19 protein-coding genes and 3 tRNA genes are annotated in these 17,394 nt (G+C 47.1%); 18 read left to right on the top strand and 4 right to left on the bottom strand.

What is annotated here, in order from left to right; genetic code table 11:
• Positions 1–43: 43 nt before the first annotated feature.
• Positions 44–1,813, bottom strand: coding sequence for an ABC transporter ATP-binding protein (locus FBF37_RS02880; RefSeq protein WP_138079311.1), 1,770 nt, complete (start codon positions 1,811–1,813; stop codon positions 44–46).
• Positions 1,814–1,947: 134 nt separating this feature from the next.
• On the opposite strand from FBF37_RS02880, the gene FBF37_RS02875 reads away from it, so the two are divergent.
• From FBF37_RS02875 to FBF37_RS02865, 3 genes are read left to right on the top strand one after another with little or no spacing between them, the layout of a single operon-like run.
• A complete protein-coding gene (locus FBF37_RS02875; RefSeq protein WP_138079309.1) occupies positions 1,948–2,712 on the top strand; it encodes a CPBP family glutamic-type intramembrane protease in 765 nt (254 codons plus the stop codon).
• A gap of 36 nt (positions 2,713–2,748) precedes the next feature.
• Positions 2,749–3,081 carry a thioredoxin family protein gene (locus FBF37_RS02870; protein ID WP_138079307.1) on the top strand — a complete coding sequence of 111 codons (333 nt, stop codon included), beginning with the start codon at positions 2,749–2,751 and terminating at the stop codon, positions 3,079–3,081.
• Between the two features lie 4 nt (positions 3,082–3,085).
• Positions 3,086–4,018 carry a hypothetical protein gene (locus FBF37_RS02865; RefSeq protein ID WP_138079305.1) on the top strand — a complete coding sequence of 311 codons (933 nt, stop codon included), beginning with the start codon at positions 3,086–3,088 and terminating at the stop codon, positions 4,016–4,018.
• Positions 4,019–4,020: 2 nt separating this feature from the next.
• Here the strand turns inward: FBF37_RS02865 and FBF37_RS02860 are convergent, their stop codons facing one another.
• On the bottom strand, positions 4,021–4,653 hold the full coding sequence (locus FBF37_RS02860; protein WP_138079303.1) for an HAD family hydrolase: 633 nt from the start codon (positions 4,651–4,653) through the stop codon (positions 4,021–4,023).
• Between the two features lie 47 nt (positions 4,654–4,700).
• Between FBF37_RS02860 and FBF37_RS02855 the strand changes: the two genes are divergently transcribed.
• The 7 genes from FBF37_RS02855 to FBF37_RS02825 all read left to right on the top strand — a co-directional run bounded on the left by FBF37_RS02855 (position 4,701) and on the right by FBF37_RS02825 (position 9,354).
• Positions 4,701–6,299 carry a helix-hairpin-helix domain-containing protein gene (locus FBF37_RS02855; RefSeq protein ID WP_138079301.1) on the top strand — a complete coding sequence of 533 codons (1,599 nt, stop codon included), beginning with the start codon at positions 4,701–4,703 and terminating at the stop codon, positions 6,297–6,299.
• A 71-nt stretch (positions 6,300–6,370) separates the two neighbouring features.
• Complete coding sequence (locus FBF37_RS02850) at positions 6,371–6,673, top strand: type IV pilin protein (protein WP_236861224.1); 303 nt, start codon at positions 6,371–6,373, stop codon at positions 6,671–6,673.
• Positions 6,674–6,725: 52 nt separating this feature from the next.
• The gene (locus tag FBF37_RS02845; RefSeq protein ID WP_138079297.1) at positions 6,726–7,103 is read left to right on the top strand and encodes a phage holin family protein; all 378 of its coding nucleotides are present in this window, start codon (positions 6,726–6,728) and stop codon (positions 7,101–7,103) included.
• Complete coding sequence (gene secG, locus FBF37_RS02840) at positions 7,104–7,340, top strand: preprotein translocase subunit SecG (protein WP_138079295.1); 237 nt, start codon at positions 7,104–7,106, stop codon at positions 7,338–7,340. It abuts the gene before it with no gap.
• Positions 7,341–7,349: 9 nt separating this feature from the next.
• Positions 7,350–9,155 carry a peptide ABC transporter substrate-binding protein gene (locus tag FBF37_RS02835; protein WP_138079293.1) on the top strand — a complete coding sequence of 602 codons (1,806 nt, stop codon included), beginning with the start codon at positions 7,350–7,352 and terminating at the stop codon, positions 9,153–9,155.
• Positions 9,156–9,180: 25 nt separating this feature from the next.
• Positions 9,181–9,267: transfer RNA gene (locus FBF37_RS02830), tRNA-Leu, on the top strand.
• 13 nt (positions 9,268–9,280) lie between these two features.
• Positions 9,281–9,354 (top strand) — tRNA-Cys (locus FBF37_RS02825).
• A gap of 37 nt (positions 9,355–9,391) precedes the next feature.
• Here FBF37_RS02825 and FBF37_RS02820 read toward each other — a convergent pair.
• On the bottom strand, positions 9,392–9,979 hold the full coding sequence (locus FBF37_RS02820) for an alpha/beta hydrolase (RefSeq protein WP_138079291.1): 588 nt from the start codon (positions 9,977–9,979) through the stop codon (positions 9,392–9,394).
• 91 nt (positions 9,980–10,070) lie between these two features.
• On the opposite strand from FBF37_RS02820, the gene FBF37_RS02815 reads away from it, so the two are divergent.
• Positions 10,071–10,156: transfer RNA gene (locus FBF37_RS02815), tRNA-Leu, on the top strand.
• Positions 10,157–10,264: 108 nt separating this feature from the next.
• Here FBF37_RS02815 and FBF37_RS02810 read toward each other — a convergent pair.
• The gene (locus FBF37_RS02810) at positions 10,265–10,930 is read right to left on the bottom strand and encodes an SDR family NAD(P)-dependent oxidoreductase (protein ID WP_138079289.1); all 666 of its coding nucleotides are present in this window, start codon (positions 10,928–10,930) and stop codon (positions 10,265–10,267) included.
• Positions 10,931–11,108: 178 nt separating this feature from the next.
• Here FBF37_RS02810 and FBF37_RS02805 point away from each other — a divergent pair, with 178 nt between their 5' ends.
• The 7 genes from FBF37_RS02805 (at position 11,109) to FBF37_RS02775 (ending at position 17,394) form a co-directional block, all read left to right on the top strand.
• Entirely contained in the window at positions 11,109–11,678 is a 570-nt protein-coding gene (locus FBF37_RS02805; protein ID WP_138079287.1) for a LemA family protein, read from the top strand.
• Between the two features lie 66 nt (positions 11,679–11,744).
• A complete protein-coding gene (gene htpX / locus FBF37_RS02800) occupies positions 11,745–12,620 on the top strand; it encodes a zinc metalloprotease HtpX (protein WP_138079285.1) in 876 nt (291 codons plus the stop codon).
• A 9-nt stretch (positions 12,621–12,629) separates the two neighbouring features.
• Positions 12,630–13,742, top strand: coding sequence for a hypothetical protein (locus FBF37_RS02795; protein WP_138079283.1), 1,113 nt, complete (start codon positions 12,630–12,632; stop codon positions 13,740–13,742).
• Positions 13,723–15,753 carry an NAD-dependent DNA ligase LigA gene (gene ligA, locus FBF37_RS02790; protein ID WP_138079281.1) on the top strand — a complete coding sequence of 677 codons (2,031 nt, stop codon included), beginning with the start codon at positions 13,723–13,725 and terminating at the stop codon, positions 15,751–15,753. The genes FBF37_RS02795 and ligA overlap by 20 nt, the downstream gene beginning before the upstream one ends.
• 13 nt (positions 15,754–15,766) lie before the next feature.
• Positions 15,767–16,174, top strand: coding sequence for a DUF7768 domain-containing protein (locus FBF37_RS02785; RefSeq protein WP_138079279.1), 408 nt, complete (start codon positions 15,767–15,769; stop codon positions 16,172–16,174).
• A complete protein-coding gene (locus tag FBF37_RS02780) occupies positions 16,175–16,606 on the top strand; it encodes a nucleoside triphosphate pyrophosphohydrolase (protein WP_138079277.1) in 432 nt (143 codons plus the stop codon).
• Positions 16,607–16,623: 17 nt separating this feature from the next.
• Complete coding sequence (locus tag FBF37_RS02775) at positions 16,624–17,394, top strand: glycosyltransferase family 2 protein (protein WP_138079275.1); 771 nt, start codon at positions 16,624–16,626, stop codon at positions 17,392–17,394.

Here is a 17,394-nt window from a genome sequence, read left to right as displayed (position 1 = left end):
ACGGCTCAATAATAAAGCGGCTATCTCACATAGCCGCTTTATGTTAATCTTCGATAAATCCGCCAGACTGCCGCGCCCATAATTTGGCATAAACACCGCGTTTTTTGGCAAGCAGTTGCTCGTGCGAACCGTCTTCGATGATGCGTCCATTTTCTAGAACAATGATGCGATCCAGTTTGGCGATGGTCGACAAGCGGTGAGCGATGACGATCGAGGTTCGGTCTTTCATTAATGTCTCCAGCGACTGCTGGATAAGCGCTTCTGACTCTGAGTCCAAGGCTGAGGTTGCTTCATCAAGAATTAGAATTGGTGTATTTTTCAAAATCGCCCTGGCAATAGCGATGCGCTGCCGCTGTCCGCCTGAAAGTTTCACACCGCGCTCACCGACCATGGTGTCGAAACCGTCTTGTAGCTTAATGATAAAATCATAGGCACCAGCTTTTTTGGCGGCACGTTCAATTTCAGCATCAGTTGCGTCAGGTCGGCCGTAAGCGATATTTTCGCGGACTGAACGGTGAAATAGTAGTGGCTCTTGCGGCACGTAGGCGATTTGTTCGCGCAGGCTTGCTTGGGTGACGTCGGCGATGTTTTGTGCGTCGATGGTAATCTCCCCTGAGTCGATGTCAGCAAAGCGTAGCAATAATTTGGTCAGGGTAGTTTTGCCAGAACCACTTGACCCAACCAAACCAATTTTTTCACCTGGCTGAATGCGAAGAGAGAAATCATGAAACAGCGTGTCACCTTCACCCTCATCATGAGTAAAGGTCACATTATCCATGGTGATACTGCCGTGCGTAATAGCAAGCTTTGCGTCACTTTGATCGACTAGTGTCGTCGGCGTGGTAAGAATCTCCACCATATCGTGAGCGTCACCAAGGATGCGGTTGTAACTACGCATGATGCTGTTCATATTCCACAACTCATGCGCCACGCTACCGGTGTAGGTGATGATGAGATAAACCGCCGCTACTGATACGATGTTATGCTGAGCGGCATATATTGCAAAGGCAATTGCCCCAATTTTTATCGTTATATTAATGGTCGAATACACAGTACTGACTTTTAAAAGCCCGCGCATTGTGCCCAGACTAGCGCCGCGCCATGATGTAACAGTTTTTGCAAAGCGTTGCTGCTCCAATGCCTCGGCACCAGACGATTTTACTGCCAAAATGTTTGAAACGGCGTCCGCTAATTGTCCGCTCACTTTGTTGCTGGCTTTAGCTTCTTTCTCGTTCAGTTTAGCCATCGGCCGAGAGCCAAAATAGACAACGACACTGAAAATGATTGAGAAGAGTAGGAGAAATACGGCGTACTGCCACAGCAGGGTTGATAGGATGATGATTGAGCCAACCAGGGAGATGACCAACGGCAAAATTGACCAAATGATCGTGTCCCAAAAACGTTCAACTGCGCCGTTTAATTTATTGGTTTGGCTGACAAGTGAGCCACCAAATTTATTGGCATGGAAAAACATTGTTTGTTTGGTTAGTTTGCTAAAACACTGTGCGTATAGATCACGTTGTAGGGCAGTTTCAAACGTCCAAGCGAGATACAGGACTAAGCGCCAGCTGATGACATTTGACCATAATTCGCTCATGCCGTAGAGCGCGACTAATTTCCATAGTTTCTCCGCGTTGTTTAGTTGACCGCTTTGGATGGTGTTGAGCAATTCTGCAATAATCAGCGGGCCAACAAAAATTGTGATGGCAAGTGTGATGATTGTAAAGAAAATAGTCAAATTTCGCCGATGCTTGTAGGGCTGTGATATTCGCCAGAACAGGCATAATATTTCTTTGTTTGATACTTTTGTCAACGTAAATACTCCTTTGGTTAGTTTCTGTATTCAGTGGTTCGCTGGTAAGTTAACTATTACGAACGTGAGGGTTTAGAGGAACTCGCCTCAGACAAGTTCATACATGTTAGGTAAGTATATGATATAGTTATGTCATGAGTCAAGAACGTGCTGTAGTTTTACACCGATCTTCAACACGAGTACTGCTCGGTATCAACCTCTTTTTTGTGGCGCTGTGGTCGATAACGTTACTAAATCCACAAAAGCTTAACATCCTGTGGTTTTTGGTTGTTGTTTTATTGGCAGTTTTATTTATCGTAAGGAACAAAAATGTTTCTAGAACTGATGTTGTCATTGCTGTAATTTTAGGCTGTCTGGCTGCACCATCCAGTATGTTCATGGGAGTGTGCTCTGCTGTTGCGTATGTTGGAGGTGTTAGTGTGCTCAAGAAAAGTAAGCATGCAATTGTCCTCTGTAAAATGGTCAACAAAAAAGAAATACTAAAAACAATTTGCCTTGCCCTATTGGTAGGATTGGCGCTGGGAACCGTCAATATTCTCCTGGCAAAAATTTCTTGGAATATTGCTTTTTCGCTCAAGCCAGAATGGTTCTTAAACGCCATGCGTGCTGGTATTTCGGAAGAAATTATTTTCCGCTTCTTTTTCTTTGCTACGTGCATCTATTTCATTAAGGATAGATTACTGTCAAAATTAGATAATTTTTTGTGCTATCTTGTTATGATATTACCTCACGTCTTGCTTCATTTTAATACAGTTAATTTTGCGCTGGGTAGCGTCCTGGCGTTGGCGCTATTGTTTGGTCTGCCGTTTGCCGTCATGCAACGAAAGCGCGATGTTAGTTCGGCCATAGGTGCACATACAGTGGTTGATGTGATAAGATTTTGTTCATTTGGCGTGTAGCTGCTGTATAATAGAATATGAACAAAGGAGGAAATAATGGCGTTATATGAGATTACAACAAAACAAGAATTTGAAGAGAAAGTGCTAAAAAGCGACAAGCCAGTGCTGGTTGATTTTTGGGCGCCATGGTGTCCGCCGTGCCGAGCGATGGCGCCAATTTTGCATCAAATTGCTGAAGAAACTGAGTTTGATGTCGTCAAAGTTGACACTGAAGCCAGTCAGGAGAACGCGCAGTTGGCTATTGACTATCGTGTGCAGGGAATTCCAAACATGAAAATTATCGCTGGTGGCGAAGAGGTTACTGAGCTGATTGGCATGAAACCAAAGCAAACACTGATTGACGCTTTGGAAAAAGCTGCGGCAAAATAGTATCATGACTACTCGTCAGCGCGACAGGACTAAAGATAACGGATATCAAAAGTTATTTATTAAAAAGCTCTTGCGATATTTGCCGCACCATCTTTTGCTGGCAATCACCCACAAGGTTCGGTTGCGCTATGCAGAGAAGTTGTTAGGCAGTACAGCTCAGAAGCGGATTATTACAACAAAAACACTACGCCGGTTTAGTAGCTCTGAGATAGCCGAATATCAAAAACTGACGCAAGACACCCAGTTTTGGCATGGAACCGGTCGTTGGCAGCATGGTGAGCGCGGTACAATTAATGTTTTGAAGAGCTTTTGTGATACTGGTGGGCTCAAGCCAGCGCGTGATGTATATGCAGTTTTTGGCGGTAGCGACCAGCATATCATACACTCAATTTCGTTATGTCGGAGCCGCATGGTAGCGCGATCATACGCTGACATGCACGGCCTTGGTTGGAAAGAGAAAAATCGTTATGGCGATGCGCTGACTTGGACGTCATATTACTATAGTCTATTTTATGCGCGTTTGTTCACAGTCAGCGGCATCACAATGCTGCGTCGCTGGAAAACATGGCGCAGCTTGTCGCATGATGAACATGGTGACAACACATGGGGTAAGAAGGTGAATAGACAGGCGCGTGATGTGTGGGATATCTTTTGTTTGGGCAGTGATATTCCTGGTAACTACCCAATACTCATTGGCGTTAAGGAGCTTGCGTCACAGGTGGAATTAGAAAAACCGATGCGCTACTATGAAGTGCGCGCTGATAGGCTAATAGCCATCACTAATATTTCACACATAGAAGTGCCGTATGATAAACAGGAAGAAGTTCACGCGGTATTACTTGCGCATAATATTGCGCTGCCGGTGACGAGTATCGAACTGGGTGAATGTGTTAGCGCGAAGAAGTCGTTTACTGAGCTGTTAGGCTGGTCGCCGTAATGTCATGACACGACAACGCCCATGGCCTGAAGATTATTGCAATATTTCTCAAAGTCTATATAAACCAGCGTGTTAATGCCAAGATCCTTCGCACCAGTGAGCGCAGTTGACTTGTCGTCAGCATAGACTATCTCTTGTGGTTGGCAGCCAGAGCGACGCAATAATTCGGCAAAAATTTCGGTTGACGGTTTAGCGGCATGAACTTGATATGAAAAAACTGCTGTATCAAATTGCTGCAGAAAACCAAACTTTCTCTTCAGGCCTTGGATGCGAGCTGGGAAATTATTGGAGCAGATTAGTGTTTTATAACCCTTACGCCGAACCGTTTGTACCAGTTGCATGACACGTTCATCAATCGCATAGCCGTCAAGCATCAGTTCTATAAGCTCATGGCTAGACAGCCCTGTGTTCCACTGTGATTCTGCCCAAGCCCAGAATTCGTCATCGTTAATTTTTCCTAGTTTATAATCAGCCATTTGCTGACTCGTGAGAAAGACTGACTTGGCGCTCGCTTCCTCAACGCCGTAGCGTGTGAGGCTGCTCAGAAATTCAGCCTTGCCTTTGTTAAAATACACACCATCAAGATCAAAAACGATAGCCTTGATGGAATGCTGTGAATTTTTCATCTGCGACATACTACAAAGTATAACACCGATAGCCGGGAAGAATGTATAATAAAAAGGTGAATCAACAATTGCAAACCAAACTCAAAACCCTGCCGCGTACTCCCGGTGTCTATTTTCACAAGTCAGCCAGTGGCGAGATTATTTATGTGGGCAAGGCGGCGGTGCTGAAAAACCGCGTGCGCCAGTATTTTCAGGATTCGCGTGGGCGGGACAATAAAACCATGGCGTTGGTGGCGGAAATTGCTGATACTGATTGGATTGAGACCGAGAGCGAAGTGGATGCACTGTTCCTTGAGAGCGAGATGGTCAAGCGCTATATGCCGCGTTACAACGTACTGCTACGCGATGATAAGTCGCAGATGTATGTGCGAATCGACATGAAAAGCGAGTGGCCGACCGTCAGTTTTACGCGTAATCCCGCGGATGATGGTGCGGAATATGTTGGCCCGTTTTACAATGGCTTTGCCTTGAAAAAAGCCTTGCGATATCTGCGGCGGATATTCCCCTATTTGACCAGGCAGCGCCGTCCGGGGCAGTCGAAATTGGATGAAGATCTGGGTCTCAGTCCGCGGTTGAGTGATGGACCAGCCGCCTATAAAGCTAATTTACGCAAACTCATCAGTTACATCAAGGGCAATCGTAAAGCCATCGCCGCTGAGCTGGAACACGACATGAAAACGGCGGCTGGGCTGCATGATTTTGAGCGGGCGGCTGATCTTCGTAATAAGCTGCGCGCCATGCAGGAGTTGCAGCGGCGGGTTTGTTTTGGCGACAAAGAGTTTTTGGATATTTCTAAAGACAAGGCGCTGGCTGATTTGGCGAAATTGTTGGGTCTAAAAGGTATCCCAGCGCGTATTGAGGGTTATGACATTTCGCACATGAGCGGGCGGCACGTTGTTGCCAGTATGGTGGTATTTACCAATGGTGCGAGCGATCGGGCGGAGTACCGCAAATTCAAAGTCAGCGAGAAAAATGATGACACCGGCAATATGTATCAGGCGATTTTTCGCCGGCTGAGCGAGCGTCATCTAAAAAGCTGGGGCCGTCCTGATCTGCTGCTTATTGACGGCGGTAAAGGCCAACTAGCGGCGGCCATCAGGGCGCGTGATGAGCGTGGTGTCACCGTGCCGATCGTCAGTATTGCTAAGCGCGAGGAAGAACTGCTGGTGCACAAGACCGGTTCGCAGATTGATACGGCGTTCATTGAACAAATGCGGTCGCAGCCGCGGTCGTACATCGCTATTCATGAAGACGGTGATGTTTATGTGGTGAATTTACACCCAGGCCAGCGTAACGCCGGTTCACATTCAAAAAACCTGCGAGCTAGCATGGAACAAACTCGCAACGAACGTCCGACAGCGGACGAGAATATCCTTGCGACAACTGACATCGTCAAACTGTTTCAGCGCATCCGCGACGAGTCGCATCGTTTTGCGGTGAGCTATCATACGGCGCTCAAACGCCAGCAACAAACGAAAAATCAGCTGGAGGAAATTCCTGGCATTGGACCAAAAACCCGCGCCAAATTGCTGAAAAAATTTGGCAGCTTCCGTAATGTTGTCAGTGCTACAGAAGATGACCTAGCGCCGGTGATTGGCCAGTCGCGTGCTCAAATCGTCCACAAATATATTGCGGCACAGCGTACCAATAATTAAAACGCTTGTGCTATACTAACAATATGAAACGCGGTTTTACTATCATAGAACTTATTATTATGATTACGGTTATGGCAATTTTGACCACCATTGGTATCATTAGTTACGGTAATTGGCGCCAAAAGTCGTTGCGTGATGCTATCACGGCTGACCTCAAAAGTGCAGCACAGGCTATGGAGCAATACCGCAATTTTCACAATGCCTATCCAACACTACCCGCTGGCGCATCAATACCAAACTATAACGGCGGCCCTGTTCATGTGTATATTCAGGGCGCTGACGGTAAAGAATTTTGTATTGAAGCAACGCGTGGCTCCCAGAAAATGCACATCACCAGCAAGAGTTCGAATGTGAGCGATGGCGGCTGTTCGTGACGTCTAGCTATTGTGAAAATGCGAACAGATTATTATAATAAGTAGCAGTGTGATGAAACGGCAATTTTTTGTATTTCTATTCAGATGGGCTATGAACTCATTTGGCATCTGGATATCGTTGCGACTTTTAGGTACCATGTCGGATGGTGGCTTGTTGACGTTTCTGCTGGCTGGTTTGATATTTTCCGTCATCAACAGTATGCTCAAACCGATCATTATCATCTTGTCACTGCCGGCAATTCTGTTGACCCTTGGTCTATTTACGCTGATTATCAATGGTCTCATGGTCTATCTTGCCATTGTACTCGCTCCAAACGTTTCCATAACATTTGGTGACGCAATTATTGCCGGCATCATCCTTAGTTTGGTAAACTATATAGTAAGTAGTGTGGTTGATTTACGGACTGCGCAAAAAGAACAGGAGAGTTAGATGAATTTGGAACAACTTTTACCATATATCACATTAGGATCAGCATTTTTGATGATTATTACAATTTTGCTGCAACAGCGTGGCGCCTCACTTGGTGCAGGGTTTGGATCTTCTGGTGAACTGTTTACGACACGTCGTGGTTTTGATAAGAACTTGTTTGACGTTACCATCGTTCTGGCTGTAGTTTTTGTGCTATCAATCTTGGCTAGTTTGGTCTTGCCGGGGCTTAAAGGCTAGGTTGTCGTCATGACAGAGGCTGGAGGCAAGCCGTCTTGGAAGCGGTTCCAAAAAATGAGCGCTTCTGGAAAAAACTTAAATCGTCGAGCTGTGAAGATCGAAAAGGGCGTCATCAAGCACGCACATAAGTTTGTAACATCCCGTCTCGACAGATTGACAGAAGTCCGCCGAGAAGTTATCGGCTGGGCAGTACTATTGATGATATTGGTTGGCCTGAGTGCAGGGCAATGGACTATTTTTCGTGCAGCCTACACGAAGGATGCACCTCAGGAAGGTGGCACATATTCAGAGGGAGTTTTAGGATCGCTGGAAACCCTCAACCCCTTGTTTGCGCGTTCTAATGCAGAACGGTCTGCTGCGAGGCTAATGTTTGCCAGCCTCTACCAATACGACAATACTGGACACCTCAAGGGGGATTTAGCAAAATCAATCGCCATCAACGGCACCGAGACTGAATATACGATCACTCTGAAAGATAATCTTCGCTGGTCTGATGGCCACTCATTGACGGTCGATGATGTCATATTTACGGTTAATCTTCTAAAAAACTCCAAGGTTGGCGCTTCAACTGACGGTTGGGCATCCATCAAAGTTCGGAAAACTGCCGACAATACTGTAACATTTGTAATACCATCCACCTATGCGCCATTTTTGCATACATTGACGTTTCCAGTTGTTCCAAAACACGTATTGGAACATGTAGCGCCAGCTACTCTGCGCGACCACTCGTTTGGACGCTCACCGGTCACGAGCGGACCATTCAAATTCCGACTCTTGCAGACAGATAACCGGGAAAGTGGCAGAAAAGCTGTGCATATGACGGCAAATGAAGCATATCACTTTGGTAAGCCAAAGCTAGACCGTTTCCAGCTGTACGCATATGCCTCACTGGATGAGATCACAAAGGGCTTGAGAACTAGTGAAATCATGGCCACGCCAGAGCTGACCTATGCTTCTCAGCCAGAAAACGTCAAAAAAATGTATGAGATGAAGGCTTATGAAACCCACAACGGGGTGTACGCATTATTCAATAGCAAGAGTCCGATTCTCCAGTCTCCATCCATTCGCAAAGCTTTGGTGCAGTCAGTCGACATCACCGCGCTTCGCAAAAAGATGCCACAACAAACAGGCGAATTGACAGGACCGATTTTGCCGGAACACACTGAAGCAGAGCTGGAACGGCCGTTAACCCGTGATGTAGAAGCAGCTAAAAAGCTACTGGACGCAGAAGGTTGGACGGTGTCTGGCGGTGTGCGTAAAAAGGGCGATCAGTCACTGAAACTGTCAGTTGTTTCCTTGCAGGGTTCTAAATATGAAAATGCAGCTAATTCGTTGGCTGAGACGTGGCGAAATGAGCTCAATGCTGAAGTGGAAGTTAAAATTGTTGATGCAACAGATGCTAATCAGGATGTTCTCAGGTCGGTGTTGCAACCGCGTAATTTTGACGTCTTGATATATGAGTTGGTGCTTGGCGGTGACCCAGATGTCTACGCGTATTGGCATTCGTCACAAGATCAACGCGACCAACGAGGTCTGAACTTTGCCAATTATAATGACGCTATCTCAGATGATGCATTGGTTGGTGGTCGTGGTAAGCGTTCTTCAAAACAACGAGCAGATTATTATCAGTCATTCGCACGGCGCTGGCAAGCATCGGCTGCGTCACTGCCGCTGTACCGTCCAACAGTTGAGTACATCAAACTACCATCAGTCCAGGCTGTAACGCAAAATACTCGACTGGTTTCGCCAACTGATCGATTTGCTGACGTGATATATTGGACAGTTCGCCAAGATTCAGTTTACAAAACACCGTAGTGTCAGGTATAATGATGACAGTCGTGCGGGCGTGGCGGAATTGGTAGACGCGCTAGCTTGAGGGGCTAGTGAACTTAGGTTCGTGGAAGTTCAAGTCTTCTCGCTCGCACCAAATGTAATAGAGCGGCGCGTTGGCGGAGCGGTTACGCAGAGGTCTGCAAAACCTTTTAGACGAGTTCGACTCTCGTACGTGCCTCCAAGTGAATATGAAACGTCTGAATATCGGGCGTTTTTTCTTATTTTTCGAGCAGTTCTTTTAACTCAGGGAAGGTTGGCTGTTGGAAATGGCCTCGGTCAACAAATATATGGCTTTTTGCGCTTGGTAGGTCAGACTGAAACTTTGCTAGCTCAGTAAAAGGCACCACAGTATCGTCTTTACTGTGGAATAGGTGAATTTCTTTGGCGGATTTTTCGAGTCCAGTTGCACTTGGCAATATAAAATCGCCCAAGTCTTCGTGAGTTGCATCATTATATGGAGCAGCAATTAGGATTAGTCGATTGACTGGTATGCTGAGAGGATTTTCATGCAAATATTTTGCTAAGAATATTGCCCCAAGACTACTACCGATGAGCTGTACATTATTACCCAAGAATGGCAATATCTTTTCAAAGTAGATTTTCCACTCAGAATATCGTGCATTTTGTTTATTAGGCATATTAGGTACCAACACATCAAAATCTGTCATTGTAACAGCCAGCCAATCGCGCCATTTTGTTTTGTGAAAAAGACTTTCATATGTAAGTGGGTCATTGCGCAGTGCGGAGAGATAGCGCTCGTAGGAATCGAAAGGTGATCCGCCATGAATATGTACAATTTGCTTCATAAATATAGTATAATACAAACCAGCACAAATGGCAGACCGTGTCAAACGTCAGTGGGCATGAAATTGGGTGGTCATTGGTGCGGATAGATATGCGCGAGTGGCGGAATTGGTAGACGCGAGGGACTTAAAATCCCTTGACCAAAAGTCGTGCGGGTTCGATTCCCGCCTTGCGCACCAAATTGCAGCTAAAAGAAAAGTCACCTGTTTTGGTGACTTTTCTAGTGCCGATAACAGTCGACGGTAAATGGAAGTTGCTAGTGATACGGTGATAAGCTTATGGTTTTGTTATTTTCTATTGATGACAATTTCGCTAATTTCTGCCGGCTTTGGCGTCTCGATGATGTCCACTAATGTCTTTGCGACTATTTCCACTGGCATCCAGTTTTCAGGGTCTGGTAGCTGCTCGCCAGTAATTTTCTCAAGCATTCTGTTGCGCATACCACCTGGACAGAAGCTAATTGCTCGCGACTTTTTGCCCTTGAAAAGCATTTGCAGTGATTTGCTATAGCCACGCATTGCCCATTTACTACTAGTGTACACTGGCTCGCTTGCAGAACCTTTAGTGCCGGCTGTAGAAGCGACATTGATGACGTCCGCTTCATCTTTGACAACCCTGTCTATTAAGAAGTTAGTGAGATAAATTACACCCATGATATTTGTAGAATATACCTTTATAATATCGCTAAATAGTTTTTCATCCGTCCGGTCAAATCTAGACATAATGCCAGCACAGTTAACGAGTGCCATGATTTGATCATCAAGCTCTAAGATTTGCTGAGCGGCACTCTTGATGGATATTTCATCTGTCAGATCAAGCGTAATGTGCTTGATTCTGCTATCTGTTGGTTTTGAGCGAGAAAGAGAATAAACATTGTAGCCCTTTTCAAGCAGTAGTTGTGCGGTGGCAAAACCCAGACCATCGCTTGCGCCGGTAATTAAAACTGTCTTCATATAACTAATTATACCATTTTGGGCTAGAACGTCGCTTCGGCCAGTATTTTCAGCTCTGTAGAATATGGCTCAATACCTCTTGATGATCGAAGTTATTTATTGCCCAAAAACCTAACCACAAGCAAAATGTCTGTGGTATAATGAAGGGGTTAGTATAAATTGATAAGGAGAATATTCAATGAGCTCAATCATCATAGCACTTATAGTCGTTGGCGTTGTCCTGGTTCTCGCTATCGGCTTCATCGTCGCCACCTATAATGGTTTGGTGACTCTACGCAACCGCGTTGAAGAAGCATGGAGCGACATCACGGTTCAGCTGAAACGTCGTACTGACTTGATCCCAAATCTTGTGAACTCTGTGAAGGGTTACGCGACACACGAAAAAGAAGTATTTGAAAAGGTGACCGAAGCACGTTCAGCCATCATGGATGCCAAAGGTGTGAAGGATACTGCCGAGGCAGAAAACATGCTCGAAGGCGCCTTGAAGAGTCTGTTTGCAGTAGCTGAGGCTTACCCAGACTTGAAGGCTAACCAAAACTTCATGCAATTGCAGCAGGAACTGGTCGACACTGAAGACAAAATTCAAGCTTCCCGCCGCTTCTACAACGGTGGCGTTCGTGACTTGAACACCAAGATTCAGACTTTCCCAGCAAACATCGTTGCAGGCATGTTTAACTTCCAAGCCAAGGAATTCTTTGAGGTTGAAGACCGTGCGTCTGTTGAGAACCCAGTAGAAGTCAAATTCTAACACTTCACGCAAACCACACAGCCGCTCGCCTACCGTTGGCGGGCGGTTTTTGTTATAATAGCTACTATGTATAGTGCGATTTCTCAAAATAAACGCAACACCGTCATCATCATGGCAGTGTTCGTAGCTATCATTGGTATTATCGGTGTCTTCATCGGCATGGTGGTCAAAAATTATTCACTGGCGTGGATTGTGTTTGGTTGTTCGATGCTGTACGCCTGGCTTCAGTACTATCTGGCTGGAAAATTAGCCATGGCCATGACTGGCGCGCAGGAGATTGAGAAAAAAGATGCGCCTGAACTGTGGCGAGTAGTTGAGAATTTGGCGATTGCTTCTGGTATGCCGATGCCGAAAGTCTACATCATTGACGACCCGGCGCCGAACGCCTTTGCGACGGGTCGCGACCCCAAGCATGCCATCGTCGGTGCGACGACTGGACTGCTGGAGATCATGGACAAACGTGAGCTCGAGGCAGTGATGGCGCACGAAATGAGCCATGTGCGTAACTACGACATTCGCGTTAGTATGATTGCTTTTGGTTTGGTGAGTGCTATTGGGCTATTGGCTGATCTGGCCCTGCGCATGATGTTCTTTGGTGGTGACGATGACCGTGATGTTCACCCAGCGGTGTACATATTGGGTTTGGTAGTAGTTATTTTGGCGCCAATTCTGGCAACCATCACGCAGTTAGCAGTCAGTCGGCAGCGAGAATATTTGGCCGACGCTTCTGGTGCGTTGCTGACTCGAGACTCAGAGGGTTTGGCGAGTGCACTGGGCAAATTGCAAGAATATGGCCGACCTATGGAGCGCCAAAGCACATCGACAGCCAATTTATTTATGAATAATCCGCTACGCCCCGGCTTTTTCTCAAAATTATTTAGTACCCATCCACCGTTGGAGGATCGTATTGCTCGCCTGCGAAACAATGCGACAAAAATGTAAGGATACCTGATGATGAATAAGCAACGTACATCTGTCTCCAAAAAGAAAATAACAGCCAATCGTTCACGAGCAAACCAAAAACTTGCCTCTGGTTATTATTTGCGGTGTAAGAATCATTGCAAAAAGATCTGGCAGCAGCTGAAAACTCGGAGGGCTCATTTTTTGAAGCGTCGACCGCATCGTAGTTTTCGCCTGACGCGGCGCAGGGATTATGTTAGGTCGCTGCATGTTCCGGGCTATTGGTCGTTGACCAGCCAAGCAGTCAAAATGATTTGGTCAAACAAGCGATTGTTTTTTGGCTTGGCGCTGGTGTATGCGGTGGTGGTATTTGTACTGGCGGGATTGATGGATCAAGAGACGTACAAAAAGATTAAAGCATTGGCCGAAGGTACAGTCGAGCAGGGAGCGGTGAGTGATTTATTTGCAACGTTCTCGATTTTCGGCGGCGTTGTGTACGGCCAGCTCACCAACCAACCAAATAACGCCTTGCAGCAAATATTGGGTGTGTTGGCGCTGATCATGGTCTGGCTGACTACCATTTGGTTATTGCGAGCAGTCAGTTCTGGCAATTCGCCAAACATTCGTGATGGCCTGTACCGAGCTGGGGCGCCGCTGGTTGCATTCATTGTGCTATTGTTCATCGTCCTGTGTCAAATATTGCCAGCTGCTGGTGGCGTGATTCTCTATACGACGCTACAGACGGCTGATGTTCTAAATCAGACGCCGCTACTGATGATCGCTGCAGCCATTACGGGGCTGCTGGGAGTGCTATCGCTATATTGGCTCACTTCCACGGCTTTTGCCATGATCATTGTTACGCTGCCGGGCACCTACCCAATGCGTGCTGTGCGCATGGCTGGTGACATTGTGGTTGGCCGTCGTATCCGTATCTTGCTTCGCATGTTGTGGCTAGCCATTATGCTAACGTTGCTTTGGGCGGTTATTCTCATCCCAACCATCAAATTGGACGCCTTCGTGACGGGCTGGATTGATCAAACTGCTTCATTCCCACTGGTACCAATTATGGTACTGCTGGTTGCTTCATTTTCTGTCGTATTTTCAGCTACCTATACCTACTTATTCTACCGAAAGGTCGTTGCCGATGACAGCGCGCCAGCTTGATCGGCAGGCGGCCGAGCAACGAATTGTCAAACTGCGAGATCTGATCAATGATTATCGCTATCACTATCACGTGCTCGACGAATCGATCATGAGTGAGGCGGCAGCTGATAGTCTGAAGCATGAATTGTCGCAGCTGGAAGAACAATTTCCGGACCTCATCACACCAGACAGCCCAACCCAGCGGGTGGCAGGAAAGGCGCTCAGTAAATTCGCCAAGGTCCAGCATCAAACGCGAATGATTTCACTCCAGGATGTGTTTGACCGAGCAGAAGTTGCGGCGTGGATACAGCGTATGCACAAAGTGCGTAGTGATATCACTGAAGAATTTTTGTGCGATATCAAGATGGATGGCCTGGCCTGTGCGCTGATTTATGAGGACGGTGTACTGACGCGGGCGGTGACGCGGGGCGACGGATTGGTTGGTGAAGATGTGACCATGAACGTGCGGACGATTCAGAATGTGCCGCTGACACTACGCGCCAATCAGCGATTTGCTCATTTTTTGCGTGGTCGGACGGAGATTCGCGGTGAAATCGTGATGCATAAAGAGGACTTTGCGGCATTAAATCAGCGTCGGCGAGCGACTGGTCAGCCGGAATTTGCCAATCCGCGTAACCTAGCCGCAGGGACGATTCGTCAGCTTGATCCAAAACTGGTGGCAGAGCGCCCGCTCCATTTTGTTGGTTATGATATCATTCGCGATAACCTCGAGGACACGCCGACAATTGCCTTTGGTTACCAGATGATGAACGAGTTGGGCATCACCACCAGCCGCCAAACGCAAATCGTCTATGGCTTGGATGAGGTGATGAGCTATGTTAATCATCTGGATGAGCTGCGTCAGTCGCTTCAGTTTAACACCGACGGAGCGGTCATCAAGCTCAACGACCGGCGACAGTTTGCCCAGCTAGGCATCGTTGGCAAGACACCGCGAGCCGCAGTGGCCTATAAATTTGCCGCCGAAGAAGCTACGACCGTCGTCCGTGATATCGTTATTTCCATCGGTCGAACCGGTGCGGCCACGCCAGTAGCGGTGTTTGACCCAGTGGTAGTGGCCGGTACGACGGTGCAGCATGCTAGTCTACATAATGCCGACGAAATTGCCCGGCTGGATGTGCGGCGCGGTGACACGGTGGTGATTTTCAAGGCTGGCGACATCATCCCGCAGGTGCAAACTGTGCTAAAAGAATTGCGCGAAGCAGATTCCAAATCAATTGATTATCCAGCGGAACTAGCACGCCAATATCCGGAACTAGCATTTGTGCGGCCAGAGGGCGAGGCAGTCTACCGCGTTAAAGGTTTGAGCGGCCCGCTGATTTTGAAGCGGTCCCTGGCGCACTTTGCCTCCAAAGGCGCGCTGGACATTGATACGCTGGGCGAGAAAAATGTTGAGGCGCTGGTCGAGGCTGGGCTAGTTAACGATTTGGCGGATATTTACCGGTTGACGAAAGATGATTTACTGAAACTGGAGCGCTTTGCTGAGATTTCCGCGCAGAAGCTCATCGATGCCATTGCTGCCAAAAAACAGCCAGCCTTGGAGCGATTTTTGTTTGGCCTTGGCATTCGTCATGTTGGAGCGCAGACGGCGATTGACCTGACAAATCACTTTAAGAGTATCAAAAAGTTACTAGTGGCGACAATTGATGAGCTGCGTGAAGTGGATGGCGTGGGTGAAATTGTTGCCGAGTCAATTGTGGCGTGGTTTGCCGATGAAGATAATGTGACGCTGCTCGAAAAATTTGCTGACCTTGGCGTGACGCCACAATTTACTAAAAAATCCGGCAGTCTAACTGGCCAAAGCTTCGTTATCACCGGCACCCTGCAGTCGATGGGTCGTGATGCTGCTGCTGAAAGAATCCGCGAGCTTGGTGGCACCTTCCAAACCGCTGTTGCAAAAGATACAACATATTTAGTAGCCGGCGGTAAAGTTGGCGCCAGTAAATTGAAAAAAGCCGAACAATACGGCACCAAAATTATTGATGAACAAACATTATTAGAGCTTATACAGTAACGGAGATGTAACCATGACACAGCAACCACATCGCGCTCTTGCCATCAAACCCGCCGACACGGTTGTGTTTACTGCCATGTCCAAGAAATATTTTTACATGAGATTTTTCGTAACGAAATTTGCGCTTGAGCAAGGCGTTGTGCCAATCAATCCATTTACCAGTTTTGACTATTTTTTGCTCGACGCGGTTGAGCGTGACACGGTGCGGCGTGCTAATAATACGCTGGTGGCGCGCGCTGATGAGCTGTGGGTGTTTGGCGACATCGCTGATGGCGTGCGGGCGGAAATAGTTCAAGCCTGGCAGCAACATAAAACCGTCCGATTTTTTGCGTTTCGTGATGATAAATATATTTACGAAGTTGAGATTGGCGACTTGGTGTATGAGGATGGCGTTGAAGCATTAACCAACGGAGGTAATTAGATGGTCCGATTTTATTTACAAAAATTAGTGCGCGACAAAGTGGTGCCAAATTGCCTGGATGATCCGGAAGTCGTACATACAGAGTACCGCGAGCTGGACAGTCAGGAATTTCGTCGTGAGCTGGTCTGTAAGGTCCATGAGGAGGCGGACGAAATTCCACTGGGTGATAAACAGCGTGATGAAGCGCTGAAAGAATTAGCTGATTTGCAGGAAGTTGTTGATACACTACGCCAAGATTTTGGTTTTTCTATAGAGCAAGTTCAGGAGGCGATGGCGCGCAAAAAGCAGAAAAAAGGCGGCTTTGATAATCGGCACTATATTGAATATAACGACCTGGTTGATGACAGCAAATGGGTAGAAATTTTCCGCGCCCAGCCAGAGAAGTATCACGAAGAAACAGCAGGCAGTGAAGAGCAGGAGGTCGGCGATTAGTTCGCAAGGTAAACGATATGCAAGTTCACGTCGCCATCCCACACTATAACGCGCCTCAGGCTTTGAAAAATCTTTTGAGGCAATTAGTAGCACAGGATTTTGATAGCATCACGGTGCTTGATGATCATTCCGCCGACCAGCAAAAACTGCAAGATCTCGCCCGTGAATTTCCGGCAGTCGGTTTCATCTTTGGTGAGAAAAATATTGGCGCAGGAGCTAATCGTAATCGCTTTTTGGATATGCATAAAACTGGCGTGGTGTGGTTTATTGATTGTGACATGCGTGTTGAGACGGTGAATATTGCCGCTATTTTGCGTCAAAAGTTTGCTGGCGAAAATCACATCATGCTTGGTAGTACCATTCTCTACGCCAATGGTCAGCCGATGGCCTGGAATTATGGCCATGAAATGCACCCGCAGCACGACCGGCAATTTACGCGGGCGACTCAGGCAGACGACCGTCAAATGTTACAACAGCAAGGCTGGGATTATCCATGGATTTGGGGTGAGCGAGTTACGGCGGATCGCCAAGTTGATTGGGTGGCTGAGGGGAGCTTCGCGCTGCTGATTGATGATTTTGCGAAGGTTGGTGGATATGACGCAGAGTTTCGCTATCACGAAGGGCAAGATTTAGCGCATCGACTGCGTGAGGCGGGTGTGAAGATCATGGTGACCGGAGATATTGTCTGTACGCATTTGGATATTGATGTTCGGGGCAAAGCTCGCCACCGGGAAGTTGAGCAGTCCGCCAAGCTATTTTACCGGAAGCATCAGATTCGGCTTGATTAA

Origin of the sequence: Candidatus Nanosynbacter featherlites (assembly GCF_005697565.1) — a bacterium.
Lineage (GTDB): Bacteria > Patescibacteriota > Saccharimonadia > Saccharimonadales > Saccharimonadaceae > Nanosynbacter > Nanosynbacter featherlites.
Note: the sequence above shows the minus strand (reverse complement) of the source record. Positions and strands in the feature narration are given on the sequence as shown.

Excerpts from the sequence above, each read along its gene's own strand:
- FBF37_RS02875 (WP_138079309.1), top strand. The coding sequence starts at position 1,948 with ATGAGTCAAGAACGTGCTGTAGTTTTACACCGATCTTCAACACGAGTA.
- FBF37_RS02870 (WP_138079307.1), top strand. The coding sequence starts at position 2,749 with ATGGCGTTATATGAGATTACAACAAAACAAGAATTTGAAGAGAAAGTG.
- FBF37_RS02865 (WP_138079305.1), top strand. The coding sequence starts at position 3,086 with ATGACTACTCGTCAGCGCGACAGGACTAAAGATAACGGATATCAAAAG.
- FBF37_RS02860 (WP_138079303.1), bottom strand. The coding sequence starts at position 4,653 with ATGTCGCAGATGAAAAATTCACAGCATTCCATCAAGGCTATCGTTTTT.
- FBF37_RS02850 (WP_236861224.1), top strand. The coding sequence starts at position 6,371 with ATGGCAATTTTGACCACCATTGGTATCATTAGTTACGGTAATTGGCGC.
- FBF37_RS02845 (WP_138079297.1), top strand. The coding sequence starts at position 6,726 with ATGAAACGGCAATTTTTTGTATTTCTATTCAGATGGGCTATGAACTCA.
- secG (WP_138079295.1), top strand. The coding sequence starts at position 7,104 with ATGAATTTGGAACAACTTTTACCATATATCACATTAGGATCAGCATTT.
- FBF37_RS02835 (WP_138079293.1), top strand. The coding sequence starts at position 7,350 with ATGACAGAGGCTGGAGGCAAGCCGTCTTGGAAGCGGTTCCAAAAAATG.
- FBF37_RS02820 (WP_138079291.1), bottom strand. The coding sequence starts at position 9,979 with ATGAAGCAAATTGTACATATTCATGGCGGATCACCTTTCGATTCCTAC.
- FBF37_RS02810 (WP_138079289.1), bottom strand. The coding sequence starts at position 10,930 with ATGAAGACAGTTTTAATTACCGGCGCAAGCGATGGTCTGGGTTTTGCC.
- FBF37_RS02805 (WP_138079287.1), top strand. The coding sequence starts at position 11,109 with ATGAGCTCAATCATCATAGCACTTATAGTCGTTGGCGTTGTCCTGGTT.
- htpX (WP_138079285.1), top strand. The coding sequence starts at position 11,745 with ATGTATAGTGCGATTTCTCAAAATAAACGCAACACCGTCATCATCATG.
- FBF37_RS02795 (WP_138079283.1), top strand. The coding sequence starts at position 12,630 with ATGATGAATAAGCAACGTACATCTGTCTCCAAAAAGAAAATAACAGCC.
- ligA (WP_138079281.1), top strand. The coding sequence starts at position 13,723 with ATGACAGCGCGCCAGCTTGATCGGCAGGCGGCCGAGCAACGAATTGTC.
- FBF37_RS02785 (WP_138079279.1), top strand. The coding sequence starts at position 15,767 with ATGACACAGCAACCACATCGCGCTCTTGCCATCAAACCCGCCGACACG.
- FBF37_RS02780 (WP_138079277.1), top strand. The coding sequence starts at position 16,175 with ATGGTCCGATTTTATTTACAAAAATTAGTGCGCGACAAAGTGGTGCCA.
- FBF37_RS02775 (WP_138079275.1), top strand. The coding sequence starts at position 16,624 with ATGCAAGTTCACGTCGCCATCCCACACTATAACGCGCCTCAGGCTTTG.